We start from the raw sequence: 21,718 nt of genomic DNA on the forward strand, positions 1-21,718 counted from the left end.
AACGGCATAGCGATCCAATGCCCGCGCAAGCGTTTAATCGTCGAACGCGGTCAACGCAGTGTCCCTAATATACGATGAAGGACTAAAACGGGGTGAATCACTTGCCCCGCATTCCGGTATTACTTAAATCCGCTCTTAGATCGACATAATGCGCAGATCCTCCTCCCCCTTTTAAAACAAAATTCCTCCCCAGCACTCTTCTAACTGTTTTTTTTGAAAAAATCTCTCCACACCAATAATAAACACGATTAGTGGTGACTTTTTCTTCAGGAAACAGGAGTTGAAACTCTTTGAGTGTTCGAATAACAGCAGAGTCAGCGGCTTCTTCTTTACCGCATTTCCCGCAAATGATCGTGATTTGGTCGCTTTTTAAAGAAATTGAAAATGAACTGCAAGCTGCGCAATAGATACCCTTCTTTAATTCGGAATCGTTATATTCAGGCAGGTGGTCATACGGAGATCGTTTTAAATGGGCGCCGGCCAGTTTTTCGGCAAGATTTATGTCTCGAATACCAGGCTTCTTTGCACTCCTATTCAATTGTTGAACCAAACGATCCAGTTGTGTCGGGAGTATAATCGGAAGATCCAGCGGTGCTTGATATAGGGTAAACGTGGGATTGATAAAGACGACGTTGCCTTTTATGGGGATGTTAAATCCATATTCATGAAGAAGTTGTCGGAGAAGAAATTCACAGCGGTTCAATTGCAATACGGGGTCTCTGATTTCTTTTCCATTAATGGTAAACCATTTTCCGGAGTCGATGTAAAAATCACTTTCGAAATTTTTTACTTCGAAAAGGTGGAGGGATTTCGGTGAGATCAAGAGGGCATCGATTTGAAAAATGGTGCGCCTGTATTCCAGTCTCAAATCATAAAGGATCAACCAATCATCTGAAATCTCTTCTAATAATCCTGCAAATTTCAGTTCGCCTTCGTAGCCTTTCACCAAATTTTCAAAGTGCTGCTTTTCAGCGTGCTCCCCCTGGAATCGTGGAATTAAACATAGCCATTCCGGTTCGTGAAGAGGTTTGATAATCATTGTCCACTACCTTTCTAAATTTTTCCTCTCATTATAACATTTTTCTTTCTATTCCGACATTATATCAAATGAAACATATATTAGAATTATCTTTCATTTCACGGTAAAATGGGGGCAAACAATCGGATCAGTAAAAAGGAGAATCAATATGATAATTGAAGAAATCAGGATCGATCGCCTGGAAATGCCGCTGAAGCATCCGTTCGAAACGAGCTTTGGAAAATTGATGGCGAGGGATTTTTTAATAGTGAGCGCAACAAGCGGCGACATCACGGGATACGGGGAAAGCACGGCATTCCCGCTCCCTTTTTATAATGAAGAATCAACGGAAACGGTCCTTTATATCTTGAAGAAGCTGATCATCCCCCAAGTTTTAAAAATGGAAAATCTGGAACATCCGGAGGACCTTGATCCAATCTTCCAATCCGTCAAGGGGCACCGCATGGCGAAAGCAGCGTTGGAAGGGGCTGTGTGGGATCTTTACTGTAAAAAGAAAGGAATATCTCTTGCAAATGCATTGGGCGGAACGAAGACGGAAATTGACGTGGGCGTCAGCATCGGGATCGAGCCGACGATCGGGGAGCTGCTCGATCGTGTCGGAAGCTGCATTGACCAAGGCTATAAAAAAATAAAAGTGAAAATCAAGCCCGGCTTTGATGTCAAACCGATGCAGGCGATCAGGGAACGGTTCGGAATGGACGTCCCATTGATGGCGGATGCCAATTCGGCTTACACCTTGCAGGACATCGATCTTTTAAAGCAGCTTGATCCTTTAAATCTGATGATGATTGAGCAGCCGCTTGCCTATGACGATATTATTGACCACGCAACCCTTCAGAAGGAACTCTCCACCCCCATTTGCCTTGACGAAAGCATTCATTCCGTCGATGACGCAAGAAAAGCGGTGGAAATTGGAGCAGCCAGGGTGATCAATATCAAGGTGGGCCGGGTAGGAGGGCTTACTGAGGCGAAAAAGATCCATGATTACTGCCAGGCAATGGATATTCCTGTCTGGTGCGGAGGCATGCTTGAATCGGGCATCGGAAGGGCGCATAATATCGCGATCACTTCGCTGGCCAACTTCACGATCCCTGGAGATACATCTCCGTCCGACCGCTACTGGGAGCAAGACATTACGGATCCGGAAATCAAATTTCACAAGCCGGGTGTTATAAAAGTGCCGGAAGGGCCGGGCATCGGTTACGGAATTAATGAGCAGGCATTTAATGATTATGTTGTCGGTACTGAAACATTTTCAAGGACAAAAACCGTTTGATCTCGGAGGGAATCCATGTCAAAAACATACATTTTTAAACCCGTAATGGAACATGGCGAGTTGCAAAAAGCGGTTGATCTGCAAGTTGATACTTGGGGAAGAGAAATTGTCACCGCTCTTGCCCAATTGGTTGCGGCAATCCATAACGGAGGCTGTGTGATCGGGGCCTATGACAGTGATCGGATGATCGGGTTCGTCTACGGATTTCCCGGAATCACAGACATCAGCAAAAAGCCTCATCTCGTTTCCCATATGATGGCCGTCGATTCCGATTATCGCAACCAGGGGATCGGCGAAAGCCTGAAACGCCGGCAGAGGGAATGGGCTATTGAGAAGGGTTATGAAAAAATCACCTGGACATTCGATCCGCTGGAAATCAAGAATGGCTATCTGAATCTGTCAAAGCTCGGCGGATACGTCCGGACCTATTACGTCTCTTACTACGGAATTACGCAGGACAAAATCAACAAAGGGATGCCGACGGACCGATTTTTGCTCGAATGGGATTTGCTGAGCGAACCTGTTGTCAATGCCGGCATGAAAAAAGAAAAGTACGGAAATATTAGCGATTATCCATTGGCGCTTGATTTTTCCATCCAGGATTCATTGCCGGTTTCAGGAGACGTCGTTCGCCGTGACGGGGAAAAAGTCCTCCTCGTTCCCGCTCCGAAAGACATTCAGGCATTAAAAAACCGTTCATTTGAGCTTGCTTATGATTGGAGAATGAAAATCCGACAGGCCATTCAAGCGTTATTTTCAGACGGGTATGTGCTTGTGGCAGCTATCCCTTCGGACGATGTCGGGTATTATATATTGGAAAAAGAAACACGAAATACAAAACGCAGCGGGAAATAGTATTCCGCTGCGGTTTTGCATATGACTGTTGAAGAAGAAGTCCCGCACAACGTGGCGCTTCAAGTCGGCCAGGCACCAACGGCGCAAGGAATAAAAAGGGAAAGAACGCCTTCGCAAGCATAATCCAGCCAAAGGCTGCGCGCAATCCGTTTTTCTTAATGATCTTTTTGTGTCTCTGTCACAACCAGATCAAGAAATTTGTCGCTTTCCTCAAACAGAGGGGAATGGGCCGATTCCTCAAACCAAACCCAATGTTTTTCTTTGGCCTCCAAGTTCTGATAAAAGTCCCAAGTAGGCTGGCTGGGAACGGTTAAATCATGTTTGCCCATACAAAAATATATGGGGATTTCAATTGTATCAACGATATTTTGGAGGTTTATTGCTGCCGTTTCGTCCCGCATTCGTGTAAGGCTGAAATATTGCCCTTTTACATGCCGGACCACATCAAACAATGTATACTGTCCGTTCAGCAACATATCTTTAAAAACCTTGGCAGCCAGTTTTCCATCACGGGAAATCCCGCCGCCAAAACGCTCCAAATATTTTTGGTGCACCCGCTCATGTTTTAAATGAGACCAAGGGGGCTTCCCGATTTCCTTTAAGTCCCTCAAGGCTCTCTCATTATTTTCCCTCTCTGCTTTTTGCAAAAGGCTTTCATAGGAGATGTACTCGTTTTCCATCATATTCACAAGTTGCGCAGCACCGAAATATCGTTTGAAAAGAAGCGGTTCCTTGTAAACAGCCAGCAAACCGATAACAGTTCCCCATGAATGTCCGACAAGGTACAGATTATCTTGGCTGAATCGATCAAGCAGATAATGGCTCACTTCGATTGTATCTTTCACAAATTGACGGATATTCATCGTACTTGCAGGAATGTCTTTTGCATAAGATAAACCGGCACCTCTTTGATCCCAATTCACCATAACAAAGTGGCTTTCAAGCCTTTTCTGCATCTTTCTGGCAAAGCCGATTTGAGCGGCACCAGGCCCACCATGCAGCATAAGCAATACAGGCTTTCTTTTGTCTTCACCTCTAATGTAAAGCCACTGGTCAATCCCGCCAATTTTCAATTTGAAAAGTTCCGAAATTGAATGATCGCCTTCTATACTGTACGCTTTTCTTGTAAACATGAAATCACCCAGACTATTTGTTTGAATAGATTTTACCATAATGACGTTGAATGGATGGTGTACCATGAAAAAAGCAGACCGTATAAGAAGATATGAGGCTTTGAGGACTTGCGATTGAAACAGGTTTCCACAGGCCTTATCCTATTGCGGAGTGCGTCGCTAAACGGGGGCTTGCAATCTTCCTTATTTTTCGGATATTTCGGTTCCCCTCTTGATAAAAATCAACTAGTGATGTAAACTGAATAAAACGGAACGTTTGTTCTTAATAGGAGGGGTAATATGCTTGACCATGATCGATTGTTCAAATTGTTGATTGAAACATTTTTCGAAGAATTCATCATGCTCTTTTTACCGGACGCATTCGAAGCCATTGATTTTTCAGATATCACCTTCTTAAATCAGGAAATCTTTACCGACTTGATGGAGGGTGAAAAGAAGGTTGTCGACCTGCTGGTCAAAACAAGATTGCGTGGAGAAGACAGTATTATATTAATTCACGTTGAGCCACAATCTTATTACCAAGAAAACTTCAATGAACGCATGTTCATCTACCACAACCGCCTCTACGAAAAACACCGCTTGCCAATCCTACCAGTTGCTTTATTCACCTATGACGAGAACAAAATTGAACCTGATGAGTTTGTAATTCAATTTCCGTTTAAAAAAATTGTATCATTTAAATACGTCACAATTGAATTGAAAAAGTTGCCATGGCGCCAATACATACAACAGGATAACCCCATCGCTGCGGCATTATTGAGCAAAATGGGGTATACTAAAAAAGAAAAAGTAAAAGTAAAGAAAGAATTTTTGCGTATGCTTCTCCGTCTTCAACTAGACCCGGCAAGAATGCAAATGCTGACGAGCTTCTTTGAAACCTATTTGAAGTTGGATGAAAAAGAACAGCTGATTTTAATGGAGGAAATTCAAATGATGGAACCAAAGGAGGAGGCTGAACTGATGGAATTAATCACTTCGTGGGAGAAGAAGGGGAGAGAAGAAGGGGAGAGAAGAAGGGGAGAGAAGAAGGGGAGAGAAGAAGGCGAGAAACAAGAAAAGATAAAAATTGCGAAAAACATGTTGAAAAAAGGAACAGATGAAGCCTTTATAATTGAGGTAACCGGCCTTTCAAAAGAAGAATTGGAAGAAATTAAAAAAGCATGATGGAGTCAAACCTGATTGGTTGTCCTTTTTTTGTAGGCCCACAGGACGGTCCAATGACAATCCAAAGGAGGAGGCAGAACTGATGGAACTGATCACTTCGTGGGAGAAGAAGGGGAGAGAAGAAGGCCGAAAGGAAGGCGAGAAGCAAGAAAAGATAAAAATTGCGAAAAACATGCTAAAAAAAGGAACAGATGAAGCCTTCATAATTGAGGTAACCGGCCTTACGAGAGAGGAATTGGAAAAAATCAAAAAGGGTCAAATGTAGGCAATCTGACTGGTTGTCCTTTTTTGTAGGCCCAATCAGATGGTCCAAAATACAGAAACCGGCATTAAAATAATCCGGAAAGCGTTACTGCTTCCTTATTGCTCATCGCCACTTTTTTTACAAGCCCAATTTAGTCAGGCCGGCTACCCTATTTTAGCTAATCATCAAAAGGAGCCTCCAAAAGCGGAAGCTCCCATTTTATCTATAAGCCCCGGCATCTGCCGGTTTGGTCTCCGTACCGAAAAATAAGAAAGCCCCCAGCAGTACGGCAACGATAAAAAGAGCCCCTTTTGACGGCTTTATCGTTGGAACATCTGTTAACGCCACAAGATTAACCACCTTTCATATCCATGTGTTAAGTTTTAAAGTAGTCTCCAAGATGATCAAAAAATTGCTTTTTTGTCTCCGGTGCAACCTCAGTTTTTGGTACTCCGAAGATGGGCCCGCTGACGACAATGGAAAAAAACCCCGAGCCGATCAATGTACCTCTGACACTGATTTGGCCAAATATCAACAGGAGAGCCAAAATCAAGTCAATTGAATCTATAACAATCGTGGCTATCTTTGATTTCCCGGCCAATCTCCTTCCCCCTGTGATGGGACCTTGGAGTGGTATGGAAAAGCCCCCGGCCGGTTGAACAAACATCCCGTTCATTGTTATTTGACCCGATATCAACAGGAAAGCGGTAATCAGGTTAATATCCAAATATATCCATTCAGCCGTGTTATTTTCCAAAAGTGTCACCCCTATTCCTTATGCTTAATGTATTCATGTTTGGATGTTCCCGCAACACCGTCAACAATATCATTTTTCTGCCATCATGATCATAAGATGAAATAGCATGCCATTGATGCGGTTGGGGGTGACTGGAATCATGAAGATCATTGGGCAAAGCGTATTCAGGAAGGAATCCTGGGAAAAAGTGACCGGAAAAGCGAAATATACGAACGATTTTGAGCCGAAGGAAATGCTGTTCGGCAAGCTTGTGACAAGCCCGTACGGCCACGCTAAAATAAACCATATTGATACATCCGAAGCCATAAAAATGAGAGGGGTCCGCGCTGTGATCACAGGCGGAAAGTTTCCGCTCACGGGGGAAGAGATGCGTGACCGCCCGCCGATTGCCGTTGACCGGGTGCGGTATTATGGGGAGGTTGTCGCCATTGTCGTCGCGGATACCCTTGCAACAGCGCAGCTCGCAGCCAGCCAAATCCACATTTCATATGCCCCTCTTCCGGTTGTAAACTCCCCAAGTGCGGCACTCCAACCGGGCGCTCCTCTACTTCACGAAAACCTTGGAAGCTATGAAAAAATTGCCGGCGTGTATCCGGTGCCGGGGACAAATATCGCTTCCAAAATCAAAATCCGCAAAGGAAATATTCGAAAAGGCTGGGAAGAGAGCGAAGTTTCTGTACAGTCCACCTTTTCCTTTAATCCATCTGACCATGCGGCGATGGAAACCCGCTGTTCTTTTGCACAAATCCATGAAGACGGAAAGGTTGAAATCACTTCGTCATCACAGGCTCCTTTTATGATCAAAAAGCTGATGGCCACGTATTTTGGCATTCCAACAGGCAATATTCTTGTGAAAACTCCTTTAGTGGGAGGGGCCTACGGCGGGAAAGCGTCCGTACAGCTGGAAATCCTGGCCTATATCGCCTCAAAGGCGGTAAACGGGAGACTGGTGAAAGTGGTCAATGACCGCGAAGAAGATATGGTTACCTCTCCCGGACATATCGGCCTGGAGGCAACAGTGAAGCTCGGCAGCACAAAGGACGGAATTTTAAAAGCTGCAGAGCTGCTTTATTTATGGGACGGCGGCGCTTATTCCGATAAATCGATCGACCTGGCCAGGGCGGGGGCCGTTGACTGCACAGGGCCTTACAGGATTGAAAATATATATTGCGATTCACTTTGCATGTACACGAATCATCCTTATCCCGCGCCGTTCAGGGGTTTCAGCCATTCGGAAGTCCACTTCGCTTTTGAGCGGACGATGGATATGCTTGCAAAAAAATTGAACATGGATCCGCTTGATTTCAGATATAATAACGCAATCAAGCCGGGTGATACGACACCTACCCAAGTAAAATTGACTAGAAGCAGCGTCGGGAACGTGCAAAAGTGCATTACCAGATTGAAAGAATTGATCCATTGGGATGACGGGCAAAGGATCGAAGTTGGCGAAAACACGATCAGAGCCAAAGGAGTCAGCTGCATTTGGAAAACTTCCACAATCGATACGAACGCAAGCTCCGGAGTTATCTTAACGTTCAACCCGGATGGAAGCATCAATTTAATGTCCGGCGTCGTTGAAATCGGAACGGGAACGAAAACGATTTTGGCACAGATTTTAGCGGAAAGATTGAAAATGCCGGTTGAAAAAATCCATGTTCAAATGCTTGTGAATACCCAAAATACGCCGGAGCACTGGAAAACAGTTGCGAGCAGGGCAACGTTCATGGCGGGAAGGGCGGTTCTCAATGCAGCCGACGATGTGATTTTACAATTAAAGGAAAGAGCTGCCTGCATTTTGCGTGCCCCGGCTGAAGATTTGGAAGTGGGGTATGAAAAAGTATTTCTCCGAGATGATCCCGACATCCATATTCCCGTAAAAGATATTGCCTATGGCTTTGTATATCCCAATGGAAATACAGTCGGCGGCCAGATCATCGGCAGCGGAACCTACACGCTCAGACATATGACGAGACTGGATAAGGAGACGGGTGCAGGCAAGCCGGGGCCCGAATGGACAGTCGGCGCACAAGGCGTGGAAATTGAAATCGATACGAGAACATACCGTTATCGGTTACTGAAAGCTGTATCCGTCATTGATATCGGCAGGGTTTTAAATCAAAAGACAGCCGAAGGACAGGTGATGGGGGCGATGAATATCGGCTTGTCCTTTGGGGGGCGGGAAACCTTTATCTTTGACAAAGATGCGCGGGTTCTCAATCCCCAGCTTCGGACGTACCGGCCGATACGCTTTGGGGAGCAGCCGGAATACATTGTCGATTTTGTAGAAACCCCTCAAATAGACGCACCATATGGAGCACGGGGAGTCGGGGAGCATGGCCTGATCGGCATGCCGGCGGCGCTGGCGAACAGCTTATCCGCGGCTCTTGAAGTCGAGCTCCGCTATTTGCCGCTTACACCGGAATTGTTGTGGAGAACAAAAGAAGGGGGGACGTAAACATTGCTGCCGGCTTATGTGGAATATTACCGCCCTGCCAAGTTGCGGGAAGCAGTGGAATTGTTCCAGAAATTAAAACAAGCAAACAAAGAACCGATGTATTGGTCCGGCGGAACCGAAATTTTAACGCTTGGCCGGCTGAACATAGACACACCGCGTTCCATTATTGATATCAAAGGAATCCCGGAAATGATGGTTTTGGAAAAAACTTCACGGTTTTTAAAGGTTGGCGCTGCTATTCCATTGACCACTCTCGAAGAAGAGAACAGCTTTCCGTTATTAACGGAGGTTTCAAGGGGAATCGCCGACCGGACTGCGCGGAACAAGATTACCATTGGTGGAAACATTAGCGGGAAAATTTTTTACAGGGAAGCGGTATTGCCTTTCCTTCTGGCAGACAGCCACGTTGTCATAGCGGATCTTCAAGGAGTGAAGGAAGTTCCTATTAATGAGTTAAAGTTGGAAGAAGGCCAATTGCTTGTAACTATTCAAACAGATACAGACTTTCTTCAACTGCCTTTTACTGCGCAAAAAATCCGGAAACAGTGGGAAACCGGTTATCCTCTCATTACCGCTGCGGCGGTCAAAACAGCCGGGCGGATAAGGGCAGCCTTTAGCGGTCTATCCCCGTTTCCGTTTCGGTCATTAGAGATGGAAAAAGAATTGAGCAGTTTAGATGAAACTTTGGAAAACAGGGTCGACCGGGCTCTGGAACATGTGCCTGAACCGATTTTGGATGATATTGAGGGATCAAGGGAGTATCGGCTGTTCGTATTACGAAACTTGTTGATGGATTTTTTGCACGAACTGGAGGGAGCCTAGTGGAAACACGGAAATTCACAGTAGAAATGGAAATAAACGGTGAAATGGCGGATATTGAAATCCAAGCCGGTGAAACACTTTTACATGTCCTTCGCAATAAACTTGGATTGACAGGTGCGAAGCCCGGCTGCCTGAATGGGGACTGCGGAGCCTGCACGGCCATGGTTGGGGAGCTCCCTTTTAAAACGTGCATCATGCTGGCTGTAGAAGCGGCCGGCCAAAAAATTACAACAATCGAGGGATTGCACGACACGCCGATCCAGCGTGCTTTTATTGAACATTTCGCTTTTCAGTGCGGCTACTGTACGCCGGGATTCATCATCAATTGCCATTCATTGCTGCAAAACCATCCCAATCCATCAAAAGAAACGATCAAAAGCTGGCTTTCATCCAACATATGCAGATGCACGAGTTATCAGGAAATCAACGAAGCGGTCCTGTCCGTGATCAATAGAAAGTGAAAAGGCACCTTTTCTTATTAAAAAGGGTGTCTTTATTTAAGTAAAAGTATAAGCTGATATGAAAATTTTTTTCAATAGAAGCCTTTCTTTGTCCAGCTCCAGCGCCCAGCGACTAGCAAACTTCACACTCCTCCACTACGATAAGTCAACATCGGCTCGTACCTCGCCGTGTTTCCTTTATCTCATTGCGGAGTGCTCCAGTTTGTACGTCGCTAAACGGGCGCTTGCGCTTTTCTTATTTAGCAAAATGAAAAGGATCATTTTCTATGGCTGGGAATGAATCTCCACAAACTATCTGAAAAGTCATTGTGTGCAGACGCCAAATATGATAAGTTTATAAAATAAAATGAAGTTTAAACTTCATATTCAATAAATTTAAAAGTTTTAACTTCTTTATGTGATGTGGGTGAACAGTAATGAAACTGATGGAATTGGTTCAGTCCCAATACGGCAATCTATCAAAGGGACAGCAAAAGGTTGCCAAATATTTGCTTGAGAATCCCAGGGAGTTTGCGCTTCATTCTGCCAAAGAGATTGGAGAAAAAACCGGTCTCAGTGAGACGACAGTGATCCGTTTTTGTTATGCCATTGGCTTGTCAGGGTACTCTGAGCTTCAAAAAAACGTACGTGATCAATTTATTTCTGAAAAAAGCAGTCTAGCCAACTATTATTCTTCGAAATTGGACATAGTGGATGAACCCCGCTTTTTTGAGCAGGTTATGGAGAAAGATATCCAGTTTATCCGGGAAACAATCGTACGCATCAATGAAGCTGATTTTCAAAAAGCCGTTGATTTGCTGGAATCAGCCGAAAAGGTATATATATGCGGGCTGAGATCATCTTTTTCAATGGCAAATTGGCTCGCTTTTTCACTTGGAATTGTCAGAAAAAATGTGCAATTGATCCGGAGAGATACAGACGATGTTTTATCCATGATTTCCGGAATGAACAGCGATTCTGTCTTTGTTGCACTATCTTTTCATCGATATATGAAGGAAACACTTCATATTGCAGAAATGGCCAAAAGCAAAGGGGCATGCATTGTTGGGATTACGGATTCGCCGGTTGCACCGCTCCGGGACATTGCCGATATTCTGTTGCCGCTGTATTCTGCGGAAATGTCCACCCTGGATATTGCCCCAGCGTTGATTTCATTCATCAATGCCGTTGTGGCAGGTGTGACAATCAAAGACAAAGCTAAATTTGAAAAACGGAAAGAAGAATACGAAAGAATGAATAGCGAAGGTCTATTCTTTAGTTAATTTGAAAAAAAGAGGTAAGTGAAATGGTTGAAATACGCACGCTTCATACAACTCATGAGTTACAGCTTGTACAAAAACTAGAGAAAACCATTTGGGGTATGGAGCCGATTCCAATCCATCAAACAATCACCGCAGTCAAGAATGGCGGACTGATGTTGGGAGCGTTCATTGGGGATGAACCTGTAGGAGTCAGCTACAGCTTTCCCGGGTATACCAATGGAAAAAGTTATTTATGCTCGCACCTGCTCGGTGTTCATCCGGACTGCCAGCATAAAGGGATTGGAAGAAAGTTAAAAGAAGAACAAAAAGAAGCCGCGTTGAAATTGGGATACACTATGATGACGTGGACGTATGATCCTCTTGAAAGCAAAAATGCCTATTTGAATTTATCCAAGCTTGGCGGAATTTGCTCAACATACGTAGAGAACTGTTATGGAGACATGGATGATTCGCTGAATGCCGGACTTCCGACGGACCGTTTCAAATTAGAATGGTGGATTGATCGCCAATTTATCATTCCAAAATGTGAAAAACAATTCAAAATACCCTGGGAATCTGTACAGGAAGGCAAGCCTAAGCTGGTCGATGTTGATTCAGCACTATCCGGGATTGGGGATTGTGACTCCGTCTATGTACCGGTTCCTTCCTTTTTCCAGGAACTGAAACAGAAAGACAAACTGCTTGTCATCGATTGGCGGATGAAGACCCGGAAAATCTTTCTAACATTGTTTGCCAAAGGATTCGTGGCGGTTGCACTTGAACGGGAGCAAACGGGACCTGTCCATTATTATAAATTGGTCAAACAAGAATTAATGGGAGTTGAAAAACATGAAAATTAAAGAAGTAACGTTGCGCCATTTGCGAATGAAGCTAAAGTTTCCATTTACAACAAGTTTTGGGACATTTCAGGACAGGGATTTTATTTTACTTGAAGCAAAAGACGAAAGTGGCAACTCCGGTTGGGGTGAATCAGTAGCTTTTCATTCACCGTGGTACAGTGAAGAAACGATGAAAACGAACTGGCATATGTTAGAGGATTATTTAATTCCTGCGTTATTGAATCAGGAAATTACACATCCGGATGAAGTTTCCGAGGTTTTTTCCAATATCCGTAAAAACAATATGGCCAAATCAACGATTGAAGGTGCGGTTTGGGATTTGTACAGCCAGCAAAAAGGCGTTTCCCTTGCTTCTGCACTTGGTGGAAAAAAATCGAAGATAGAAGTCGGCATCAGCATCGGCATCCAGGAAACAGCTTCGGATCTTTTACGAATTATTGAAAAGCAGGTAGAAGACGGCTATAAACGAATGAAAGTAAAAATCAAGCCGGGCTGGGACGTTGACGTGATGCGAGAGGTAAGAAAAGAGTTTCCGGATGTTCCGCTCATGGCAGATGCGAACTCCGCTTATACGTTAAAGGATATTGATACATTAAAAGCGTTGGATGAATTTGATCTGATGATGGTGGAACAGCCTTTGGCATCTGATGACATTATTGACCATGCCAAGCTGCAACAAGCGATTACCACTCCGGTTTGTCTTGATGAAAGCATCCATTCATATGAAGATGCAAGAAAAGCGATTGAATTGGGAAGCTGCCGTATTATCAACATCAAAATTGGACGTGTCGGCGGCCTATCCGAATCCAAACGTATTCATGACTTGTGTGAAAGCCATGATATCCCTGTTTGGTGCGGCGGCATGCTCGAATCTGGAATAGGCCGGGCACATAATGTGGCGTTGACAACTTTATCCAATTTTACAATGCCAGGCGATACGGCTGCGTCTTCACGCTACTGGGAGAAAGATATTATTACACCGGAAGTTACGGTTACAGATGGTTATATTACTGTTCCTGATCAACCGGGAATTGGTTATGAGCCTGATGTGGAAGCCATCGAAGGTTTTACCGTTGAGAAGAAAACATTTAGATAAGGAAAAAGAGTATTTCTTTTTCCTTGTTCGTCAAATTGACAAAAAATTTAAACAAAGGGGATAATCATGAAAAAAAGCATTCAAATTGGCGGAGCTTTTATCGGTTTAATTGTTGGAGCCGGTTTTGCCTCAGGACAGGAGATACTACAGTTCTTTACAAGTTTTGGCTGGTTAGGAATAATTGGTTCGGCGGTAGCCACTTTCTTATTTGCTTTTTTGGGTATGAACCTTGTCCAGCTTGGAAACCGTCTGCAAACAAACTCCCATAAGGAGGTCATTTACCATATCTGTGGTAAGTATCTGGGAATCGCAGTCGATATTTTAATGACCTTCTTTTTATTCGGTGTTACGGTTGTCATGTTCGCCGGAGCAGGCTCCATATTTGAACAGCAGTTTGGCATACCGGGAATCGTCGGTAACATTTTACTTGCACTTATCACTATCATTGTCGTTTGTCTTAACATTGAAAAGGTAATTTCAGCCATAGGTATTGTCACACCGTTTCTGATTTTGGCGGTTATCATCATTACTATCTATTCATTGTCTACAATGGATGTCACCTTTGCACAAATTCAGGAAGCCGCAAACACTCAAAAACCCGCTGCTTCCAATTGGGTGCTTGGCTCACTATTGTATGTTTCCTATAATATCGCTGCTGGAGCCGCCATGCTTGCTGTTATGGGGGGAACGGTAAAAGATGAAAAAACAGCAGGATGGGGTGGAATTATCGGTGGCGTCGGATTGGGTGTTTTGATCTTTTTTATCAATATCGGAATGTTTGCAAAATTGGATGTTGTTTCGGGAACAGATATGCCGATGCTGCATTTGGCAAATGAAATTTCTCCCGTCTTTGGTGCTATTATGTCCATTGTTTTATTGGGAATGATATTCAACACCGCGGTAGGGATGCTGTATGCTTTTACCGCACGAATTAGTAAAACAGATACGCCAAGGTTTAAGGTCCTTGTCGTCATTTGCGGAGTTGCCGCATTCGGTGCAAGCTTTGTCGGCTTTATTACACTTGTTGGAACAGTCTACCCAACTATGGGGTACCTTGGATTTACATTAATTGCAGCGATTATTGTCGCATGGTTCAGATGGAAGCAGAAACCAGAAGTTCAGGATATGGGCAAACCCGCATCTTAATAGAGGAGATCTTTTTCTACGATTTGAGAATCTACTTTTTCGCTTTTACAAACTCTGAGTTGGCGGTGCATATCGGGGCTGTCGAGAAAATCAGTATTTGCTGATTTTGTCGCCGGCCTCATTTCTTCTATCTGAATAAACTTCCTAATAGATGCTATATTTAAATAAACCAGAGCGGGGGAAGTGATGAGTTGGAAAGGGAGAAGCTGATACGTATTTTTGATAGGCAGGCGGCAAGATACGCAAGCAATAAAGACCCCTCCAGTTTAAGAAGGTGGAGAAGGCAATTGCTGAGCCACGCGGAGGGCGAGGTTTTAGAACTGGCTGTTGGGGCGGGAGCCAATTTCCCATACTATCCTGCAGAAGTAAAAGTAACGGCCGCCGATTTCAGCGAAGAGATGCTGGCTGAGGCTCGAAAAAAAGCATCAGCCTGCAACATACAAGCTGAGCTGATCTGTACGGACATAGAGAAAATGGAATTTTCCTCTCACTCATTCGATACAATCGTGTCGACTTTATCATTCTGCTGCTATGAAAACCCCTTGGATATGCTGAAAAAGATTCAACGTTGGTGCAGGCCTGATGGAAGAATATTATTGCTGGAGCACGGAATCAGCTCCAATTTTTTCGTTTCCAGTACTCAAAGGGCTTTGAATCCGCTTTTATATAAAATGATCGGCTGTCACCAAACGCGAGATATCTTAAAGCTGGGACGGGATTCCGGTTTGAACGTCCACAGGTCGGAAAGCCACTGGCTCAATATGTTTCATATTATTTGGGCAAGCCCGGGGACAGAAGAGATATTTTAAAAAAGATTGCGGGAAGTCAAGTCGCCTGCCTTGAATATTTTCAACGAAGATGAAGCCGGCCGCTTCTGACCGGCAGGAGCGCCCAGTACAGACCGTGGAATGTTCAATGCAATCGTTATAAAAACTCTATATGAGCATCTGCCGCCTAATTTTTCAGAAAATATGTTATACTGCACGTGTAAAAGCTGTTGAACAATATCCAAAGGAGTGGATACATATGTATGATATCGCAATCATTGGGGCAGGAACGGCCGGGGGAAGTGCGGCCATCTTTGCGGCCAAGGCCGGAAAGAAAACGATCGTCATTGACAGCGACAAGAGTATGACCAAGCGTGCCTGGATTAAGAACCATTACGGCATCGAGGATATCACTGGCCCTGAATTAATTGAAACGGGGAAAAAGCAGGCGAAGAGCTTTGGGGCGGAAATTGTTCAGGATACAGTTGTCAATGTGACAAAGACCGAGAACGGCTTGAAGGTCGAAGGGGAAAACGGGACATATGAAGCCAAGCATGTCATCCTCGCAACAGGCGCTTTGGTTGCGCTGGCCGAAAAAATCGGGGTGAAAACAAAACCGGGCACCGAACCGAGAATCAAGACGATTGTCGATGCCGGAGTCGATGGGAAAACAAATATTGACGGCATCTGGGCTGCCGGAACCGTAGCGGGAGTCAGCGTCCACACTATCGTAACAGCGGGTGACGGGGCTAAGGTGGCGATCAACGTCATCTCCGAACTGAACGGTGAGCGCTACGTGGACCATGATGTGTTAAAGTGAAATGATAACCGAATCGCGGTTGAGCCTGAATAGGTACATGTCCATTTGAAATCACAGCCCCGTTATTTTTAAGATTACTTTATTCTAACATTTTTTCATAGGAGATGGAGATGAACAGTTTTTTGTGTCATATTAGCCTCTCTAAGAGCCAGCGGGATTTTCTTCAATGAATTTTACAGACCCTATTTCATGGATGAATATACAAATCATCAAACTTGCACCATATTCGTATTCGCAAACCTTCTTTTAAGATAATGATGATAAAAACCTCCCGGAAACGGGAGGTTTTAGAAGGTTGGTTAATTTTTACCGTGTGATTGGCTTATTTTTAGCTTGTCTATACTACTATTACTCTGCTTCCGATAGAATATAAAATATATAGAAACAACACCAATTGCGATCAGGCTGGTCATTATTACTTGTATTCTCATCGATTCAATGAAGAACATGGCGACATAAATTCCCAAAATAACGATCATCGTTGCGTAGGTCAAATAAGGGAACAACCACATTTTAATAGGAATCTGCCCATGCTCTTTTTCAATTTTCCTGCGCATGTTCAACTGCGCAAAACAGATAATGAGGTAGACAAGCAAAGCGACCGCTCCTGACGAGTTAATAAGGAAGAGAAACACCTTGTCAGGGGAGATGAAATTCATGATTACAGCAACATACGAAAATACGGTGCTGAGAAGGATTGCCTGAACAGGTACTCCTTTTTTACTCAACTTCAACAGCGATTTCGGCGCATCACCCTGCTTTGCCATCCCGTATAATGTTCTAGAGTTTGCATACAATGCTGAATTGAGACAAGACAACACGGCTGTCAGTACGACAAAATTCATAATCTGTGCAGCGGCAGGTATTCCAATATAATCCAGGACAGCAACGAACGGACTTACAAGAATATTAGCCGAGTCCCAAGGCAGGAGTGTCACGACGATGGTGATGGAGCCGATGTAAAAAACAAGAATCCTCCAGATAACACTATTTGTCGCAATCCTAACAGACTTTACAGGATTTTGGGACTCTCCTGCTGCAATGGCAACAATCTCAGTACCCATAAAAGAAAAAATCACGACGGTGATTCCAAGAAGTACAGCACCAAACCCTTCAGGCATAAACCCTCCGTTCCCAATTAAATTTGCTGTACCGGGGGCTTCGACATTTGGATACCAACCGAAAATGACAGAAAGTCCAAGAACAAGAAATAGAGTGATGGCAACAACTTTGATGAGAGAGAACCAATACTCAAATTCACCAAAGGACTTAACAGAAAATAAATTCGTCATTGTCAAAAGAACCGTTAAAATTAGACTCATAAGCCATATGGGGAAGTCGGGAATCCAATATTGGATGATTGCTGCCCCGGCCAAGGCTTCAATGGCAATTACAACAGTCCAGAAAAACCAATACAGCCATCCGATCGCAAAACCGGCCCATGGCCCAATTGCCACATTTGCATAAGTGGCGAAAGATCCACTTGTTGGGTAAGCAGAGGCCATTTCACCAAGCATCCGCATAACCAGTACGACAATAAGCCCGGCAAATGCATAGGACAGGATTGCCCCAGGCCCCGTCGCATTAATAACAGCCCCACTTCCTATGAAAAGCCCGGCCCCTATAACACCAGCTATTGAAATCATGCTAATATGGCGTGTTTTCAGATCCGCTTTCATTTCCGGCTTTCTGTCTTCTTCACGTTGTTTCTGTATTGGCGCTTTTTCTTTGTTCACGAAAGCTACTCCCCCTCCAAGTGATTCTAAGGTGCTTTTTGTAAGCGTGTTCATAAAGTGATTTAAAGGATTTACAAATCATGTTAACATAGGAAATTGCTTTTTTCTTTACACATTCTGTAAATAAACGGAAGCAAATACTTGACACTTAGTTAAACCGCTTTCACAAAACGTCATTACATCAATGTTTTAACGACTATACTGCAAAAGACCTATTTTACACTGCAAAAACAGTTTTGAGCGAACAATGCTGGCGAATGCCCGTACGGACACGGAAAAACAAATGAAAATTAATGAAATCGTAAATAATCTTTTTCCGAGAGATTCATTATAGTAAGCTAAAAGACTGTTGATATTTCTTAACTATATTTGGATGAATACGATATAAATGCACTAGCTTCTGAAATATTCCTCAAAAGTTTTAAAAACACAAAAAAGCTCCTAAAGAAGAAGTAAGACGCAAAAGCGTGGCTACCCACCAACTTCAACTTTAGGAGATGGTAAAAATGGCTGTTCATCAAATGAACAAAAGCTAACTAAATAAGTGGGTAACCACCAGTCTCCAGGTTTCGTGCGGCCTTTTTTAAGTTACCAATCACTGACTGAATTGCACGGAGTATGTTTTACCATTTTTTGTATGCGCTTTGCAAAGCTAGTGATATAAATGCCCTCATAGGGATTGATATTTTAATAAACAGTCAAAGAACCTGGAATTAGTTCAAAATCAATAATCAAAACGGCGAATTTAATAGCAGTGATGAAGGCGCATTTCTTGATCGGGGATGCGCCTGTTTAAGATTTTTCCTTATTTAAGATCATATCATGCAGCTTGTTGGTTCAATGATGCATTGATACGAATATTCGGCAGTTTTTGCTTTATTCACTTATAAAACTTACAATATTAAATGAAGTTGCATTTTTTAAAAAACACTTTGAATACCGTTTATTTTTAATCATCTTAACAAAAAGTATTATGTTGGTATGGAACTTGCTAATATTACTATTTAACCACGCCCGCAAAGAATCAAGCCATTATTGTAAACGATACCATCCTAAGCTAGAAGGTTTGGGAAGGTAAACTTTAATAGGGGTGATCTCACATTGAAAAAAGTTCCATTTAAAAAAATGCATGGGTGCGGCAATGATTTTATTATTATTGATAATCGGGAAGCTCTAATGAAAAGCTTTGAGCTTTCCCGTTTTGTCAAGTCAGTCTGCACCAGAAGGTTCCATATTGGTGCAGATGGTCTCATGTTATTGGAAAAATCCACTATAGCAGATTTTAAAATGAGATACTTCAATTCAGACGGCAGTGAAGGGGAAATGTGCGGAAACGGAGCACGCTGTATCGTGAAATATGCACATTTAATGGGAATAGCCAGGGAGGTAATGACATTCGAAACCTTGAATGGAATTTACGAAGGAAGAATACTCAATGGGAAGGTCCAAATTAAATTTCCGCCCATACCGATTAAAGACTTCAACCTTAATCAACCTTTTCCTTCGGATGAAAACGATTTCTACCATTTTGCTTGGGTTGGCGTACCTCACACGGTCTTTATTGAAAGGCGAATTGATGAAAAACAGGATAAAGATTTTATACAGTGGGCGAGAAAGATCAGGCACAATCCAGCCATCTGTAAAAGTGGAACGAATGTAAACTTAATTGAAATACTGGATAAAAATCAAATGAAGATTAGAACGTTTGAACGTGGAGTGGAAGATGAGACATTGGCCTGTGGTTCTGGTGCGACCGCTTCGGCAATTATATCAAGTTTATTGGGTCATGTATCTTCTCCTGTGAACGTTCATGCCAAAGGAGGGGTTTTGACGATTTCCTTTCGAATCACTAAAGACGATGTTCAAGATATAGTTTTGGAGGGAAATGCGGTTGTTGTTGCCGAGGGAGAACTTCTGTCAGAAGCATCGGTCAGTGTATAAAGTGGAAAGGGAGAGGATGGATAAGAAAAATGTATTTACACGGGACATCTAAGATTAATAAATATAAGCGCCTGTACACGAAACAGCAAGAATATCTCCTGGTTGAACCGAATTCCAAGACCAGCAGTTGTATTTGCAAGAGCGGGCTGCCTGAAATTTCAGTTATGAAGATATCATTCAAAGAGACCGTTTAACTCATGTCAATTCCCCATCTTCGAAGAAGGAGGTGGATCGGGTCAAATGTATTTGAGAGACGAATGGCCTAGTGAAAAAATCAACCGATTTTAAAAGTTGATAGAAAAGCAGAAACATATTTCAACGAAGAACCGAAAAAATGAAATTTATTGTGTCTTTCTGATTCCGAATATTCCCATTATGTGCAACCTGTATTTATATTAAATCAAATGAGACAGGAAGCTAACAAACATAGGAGGTAATGACTTTGGCAAAAAAATTAAAAGCCTATCGATTTCCACTCATTCTTCTTTCCTCCATTATGATCGGTTCCATTATCGGTCTGATTTTTGGTGAAAAGGCTGGTATTATTCGGCCGCTTGGAGATTTATTCTTAAATTTACTTTTCATGGTAGTGGTGCCACTTGTATTCTTTTCCATTTCATCGGCTGTTGCCAACATGGATAGCATGCGCCGGCTTGGTAAAATCATGGGGTCGATGATAACCATTTTCGTGATTACTGGTATTATTGCATCTGTTACGATGGTTGTTGCGACTATTATTTTTCCGATGGGGTCTGGTGTTGATATCCCTTTGGAAACTCCGGAAAATGTAGAAAAGGTTACACTTTCAGATCAACTCGTAAACACTTTCACCGTTCCGGATTTTGTTGAACTGTTTTCACGTCAAAACATGTTGGCTCTCATTGTATTTTCTGTCCTCATTGGATTAGCAACAGGGTTAACCGGGGATGTCGGCAAACCGTTTGCCAGATTTCTTGAAAGCGGTTCTGAAATATTTATGAAGGTCATTCAAATCATTATGTATTATGCACCAATCGGTTTAGGAGCTTATTTCGCTTCTTTGATAGGAGATATGGGTGCGGAATTGATCGGTGATTATGCTCAAGCATTCCTCCTTTATTATCCGGTTTCCATTCTTTACTTTGCTATAGGATTTACACTGTATGCCTTTCTTGCAGGGGGAAAAAAGGGCGTTGCCCGTTTTTGGAAAAATATCCTTACCCCAGCAGCAACGGCATTGGGAACTGGAAGCAGTTTTGCCACTCTGCCGGTAAACTTACAAGCTGCTAAAAACATAGGCGTTCCGAAAGATATCCGGGAAACCGTATTGCCTCTTGGGGCAACCATTCACATGGATGGATCTTGTCTGTCAGCGATCCTTAAAATTGCTTTTGTGTTTGGTGTGTTCAACATGGATTATAGTGGAATCGATACATTTCTAACCGCTATTGCTATTGCCTTATTGTCCGGTGTTGTCATGAGCGGGATTCCTGGCGGGGGCTTCATTGGAGAAATGGTCATTGTTACATTCTATGGTCTGCCGATACAAGCATTGCCCATTATTTCAGCCATCGGTGTCGTCGTAGATCCACCTGCGACCATGCTCAACTCTACTGGGGATACCGTAGCAAGCATGCTTGTCACAAGACAATTAGAAGGAAAAGAATGGATGGACAAAGTAAATGTTGAAGAACAACAAACGGCGTATATGCAAGGGATGAAGAAGGAAACGATGTGATGAAAATGATAAACGATGAGGAAGTTTCAGCTGAGGGAATGTTTTAAAAATAAAATGATATAAAAGCGAGCATTTGGATGTGGCTTCATGCTAGGGGGCAACAAAGCTGCTTACAGCTATTTTTGAAAAGGAAGAGGGATGAAGAGTACTAAGTTAAAAGGGAGTATAAATTATTTTGTGTAATT

20 protein-coding genes are annotated in these 21,718 nt (G+C 43.2%); 15 read left to right on the plus strand and 5 right to left on the minus strand.

From position 1 onward, the window contains the following. Nucleotides 1–97: 97 nt before the first annotated feature. A complete protein-coding gene (locus D4N35_RS15920; protein WP_120075455.1) occupies nucleotides 98–1,039 on the minus strand; it encodes a nuclease-related domain-containing protein in 942 nt (313 codons plus the stop codon). Between the two features lie 148 nt (nucleotides 1,040–1,187). Here D4N35_RS15920 and menC (D4N35_RS15925) point away from each other — a divergent pair, with 148 nt between their 5' ends. Together menC (D4N35_RS15925) and D4N35_RS15930 are read left to right on the plus strand one after the other, a co-directional pair. Then, nucleotides 1,188–2,315 carry an o-succinylbenzoate synthase gene (menC, locus tag D4N35_RS15925; RefSeq protein ID WP_120075456.1) on the plus strand — a complete coding sequence of 376 codons (1,128 nt, stop codon included), beginning with the start codon at nucleotides 1,188–1,190 and terminating at the stop codon, nucleotides 2,313–2,315. A gap of 15 nt (nucleotides 2,316–2,330) precedes the next feature. Beyond that, nucleotides 2,331–3,170, plus strand: a complete 840-nt coding sequence (locus tag D4N35_RS15930) for a GNAT family N-acetyltransferase (protein ID WP_120075458.1) — start codon at nucleotides 2,331–2,333, stop codon at nucleotides 3,168–3,170. Nucleotides 3,171–3,325: 155 nt separating this feature from the next. On the opposite strand, the gene D4N35_RS15935 is transcribed toward D4N35_RS15930, so the two are convergent. Further along, on the minus strand, nucleotides 3,326–4,303 hold the full coding sequence (locus tag D4N35_RS15935) for an alpha/beta fold hydrolase (protein ID WP_120075460.1): 978 nt from the start codon (nucleotides 4,301–4,303) through the stop codon (nucleotides 3,326–3,328). 279 nt (nucleotides 4,304–4,582) lie between these two features. Between D4N35_RS15935 and D4N35_RS15940 the strand changes: the two genes are divergently transcribed. Then, a complete protein-coding gene (locus tag D4N35_RS15940) occupies nucleotides 4,583–5,467 on the plus strand; it encodes an Rpn/YhgA-type helix-turn-helix domain-containing protein (protein WP_120075462.1) in 885 nt (294 codons plus the stop codon). An 82-nt stretch (nucleotides 5,468–5,549) separates the two neighbouring features. Next, nucleotides 5,550–5,732: an Rpn/YhgA-type helix-turn-helix domain-containing protein gene (locus D4N35_RS15945; RefSeq protein WP_120075464.1), complete on the plus strand. Its 183-nt coding sequence runs from the start codon at nucleotides 5,550–5,552 to the stop codon at nucleotides 5,730–5,732. Between the two features lie 198 nt (nucleotides 5,733–5,930). Here the strand turns inward: D4N35_RS15945 and D4N35_RS18560 are convergent, their stop codons facing one another. After that, nucleotides 5,931–6,059, minus strand: coding sequence for a hypothetical protein (locus D4N35_RS18560; protein ID WP_260842227.1), 129 nt, complete (start codon nucleotides 6,057–6,059; stop codon nucleotides 5,931–5,933). 28 nt (nucleotides 6,060–6,087) lie between these two features. Next, nucleotides 6,088–6,468: a hypothetical protein gene (locus D4N35_RS15950; RefSeq protein WP_120075466.1), complete on the minus strand. Its 381-nt coding sequence runs from the start codon at nucleotides 6,466–6,468 to the stop codon at nucleotides 6,088–6,090. A gap of 139 nt (nucleotides 6,469–6,607) precedes the next feature. On the opposite strand from D4N35_RS15950, the gene D4N35_RS15955 reads away from it, so the two are divergent. The 9 genes from D4N35_RS15955 to D4N35_RS15995 all read left to right on the plus strand — a co-directional run bounded on the left by D4N35_RS15955 (nucleotide 6,608) and on the right by D4N35_RS15995 (nucleotide 16,139). Then, complete coding sequence (locus D4N35_RS15955; protein WP_120075484.1) at nucleotides 6,608–8,926, plus strand: xanthine dehydrogenase family protein molybdopterin-binding subunit; 2,319 nt, start codon at nucleotides 6,608–6,610, stop codon at nucleotides 8,924–8,926. Between the two features lie 3 nt (nucleotides 8,927–8,929). Next, nucleotides 8,930–9,748: an FAD binding domain-containing protein gene (locus D4N35_RS15960; protein ID WP_120075468.1), complete on the plus strand. Its 819-nt coding sequence runs from the start codon at nucleotides 8,930–8,932 to the stop codon at nucleotides 9,746–9,748. A 26-nt stretch (nucleotides 9,749–9,774) separates the two neighbouring features. Beyond that, entirely contained in the window at nucleotides 9,775–10,209 is a 435-nt protein-coding gene (locus D4N35_RS15965; RefSeq protein ID WP_120075486.1) for a (2Fe-2S)-binding protein, read from the plus strand. A 416-nt stretch (nucleotides 10,210–10,625) separates the two neighbouring features. Next, complete coding sequence (locus D4N35_RS15970) at nucleotides 10,626–11,471, plus strand: MurR/RpiR family transcriptional regulator (RefSeq protein ID WP_120075470.1); 846 nt, start codon at nucleotides 10,626–10,628, stop codon at nucleotides 11,469–11,471. Nucleotides 11,472–11,494: 23 nt separating this feature from the next. Beyond that, the gene (locus D4N35_RS15975) at nucleotides 11,495–12,310 is read left to right on the plus strand and encodes a GNAT family N-acetyltransferase (protein WP_120075472.1); all 816 of its coding nucleotides are present in this window, start codon (nucleotides 11,495–11,497) and stop codon (nucleotides 12,308–12,310) included. Further along, complete coding sequence (gene menC, locus D4N35_RS15980; protein ID WP_120075474.1) at nucleotides 12,300–13,406, plus strand: o-succinylbenzoate synthase; 1,107 nt, start codon at nucleotides 12,300–12,302, stop codon at nucleotides 13,404–13,406. Before D4N35_RS15975 ends, menC (D4N35_RS15980) begins: the two co-directional genes overlap by 11 nt. 66 nt (nucleotides 13,407–13,472) lie before the next feature. Further along, nucleotides 13,473–14,552, plus strand: a complete 1,080-nt coding sequence (locus tag D4N35_RS15985) for a YkvI family membrane protein (protein WP_120075476.1) — start codon at nucleotides 13,473–13,475, stop codon at nucleotides 14,550–14,552. A 191-nt stretch (nucleotides 14,553–14,743) separates the two neighbouring features. Then, nucleotides 14,744–15,361, plus strand: coding sequence for a class I SAM-dependent methyltransferase (locus D4N35_RS15990; protein WP_120075477.1), 618 nt, complete (start codon nucleotides 14,744–14,746; stop codon nucleotides 15,359–15,361). A 217-nt stretch (nucleotides 15,362–15,578) separates the two neighbouring features. Continuing rightward, entirely contained in the window at nucleotides 15,579–16,139 is a 561-nt protein-coding gene (locus D4N35_RS15995; protein ID WP_120075479.1) for an FAD-dependent oxidoreductase, read from the plus strand. 299 nt (nucleotides 16,140–16,438) lie between these two features. Here D4N35_RS15995 and D4N35_RS16000 read toward each other — a convergent pair whose 3' ends face one another. Next, nucleotides 16,439–17,818, minus strand: a complete 1,380-nt coding sequence (locus tag D4N35_RS16000) for an amino acid permease (protein WP_120075488.1) — start codon at nucleotides 17,816–17,818, stop codon at nucleotides 16,439–16,441. Nucleotides 17,819–18,976: 1,158 nt separating this feature from the next. Here D4N35_RS16000 and dapF point away from each other — a divergent pair. Further along, a complete protein-coding gene (dapF, locus tag D4N35_RS16005; RefSeq protein ID WP_120075481.1) occupies nucleotides 18,977–19,816 on the plus strand; it encodes a diaminopimelate epimerase in 840 nt (279 codons plus the stop codon). Nucleotides 19,817–20,258: 442 nt separating this feature from the next. Further along, complete coding sequence (locus D4N35_RS16010; RefSeq protein WP_120075482.1) at nucleotides 20,259–21,533, plus strand: dicarboxylate/amino acid:cation symporter; 1,275 nt, start codon at nucleotides 20,259–20,261, stop codon at nucleotides 21,531–21,533. The last annotated feature ends 185 nt before the right edge of the window (nucleotides 21,534–21,718 follow it).

This window comes from Siminovitchia fortis (genome assembly GCF_003605365.2).
GTDB classification, from domain to species: domain Bacteria; phylum Bacillota; class Bacilli; order Bacillales; family Bacillaceae_C; genus Siminovitchia; species Siminovitchia fortis.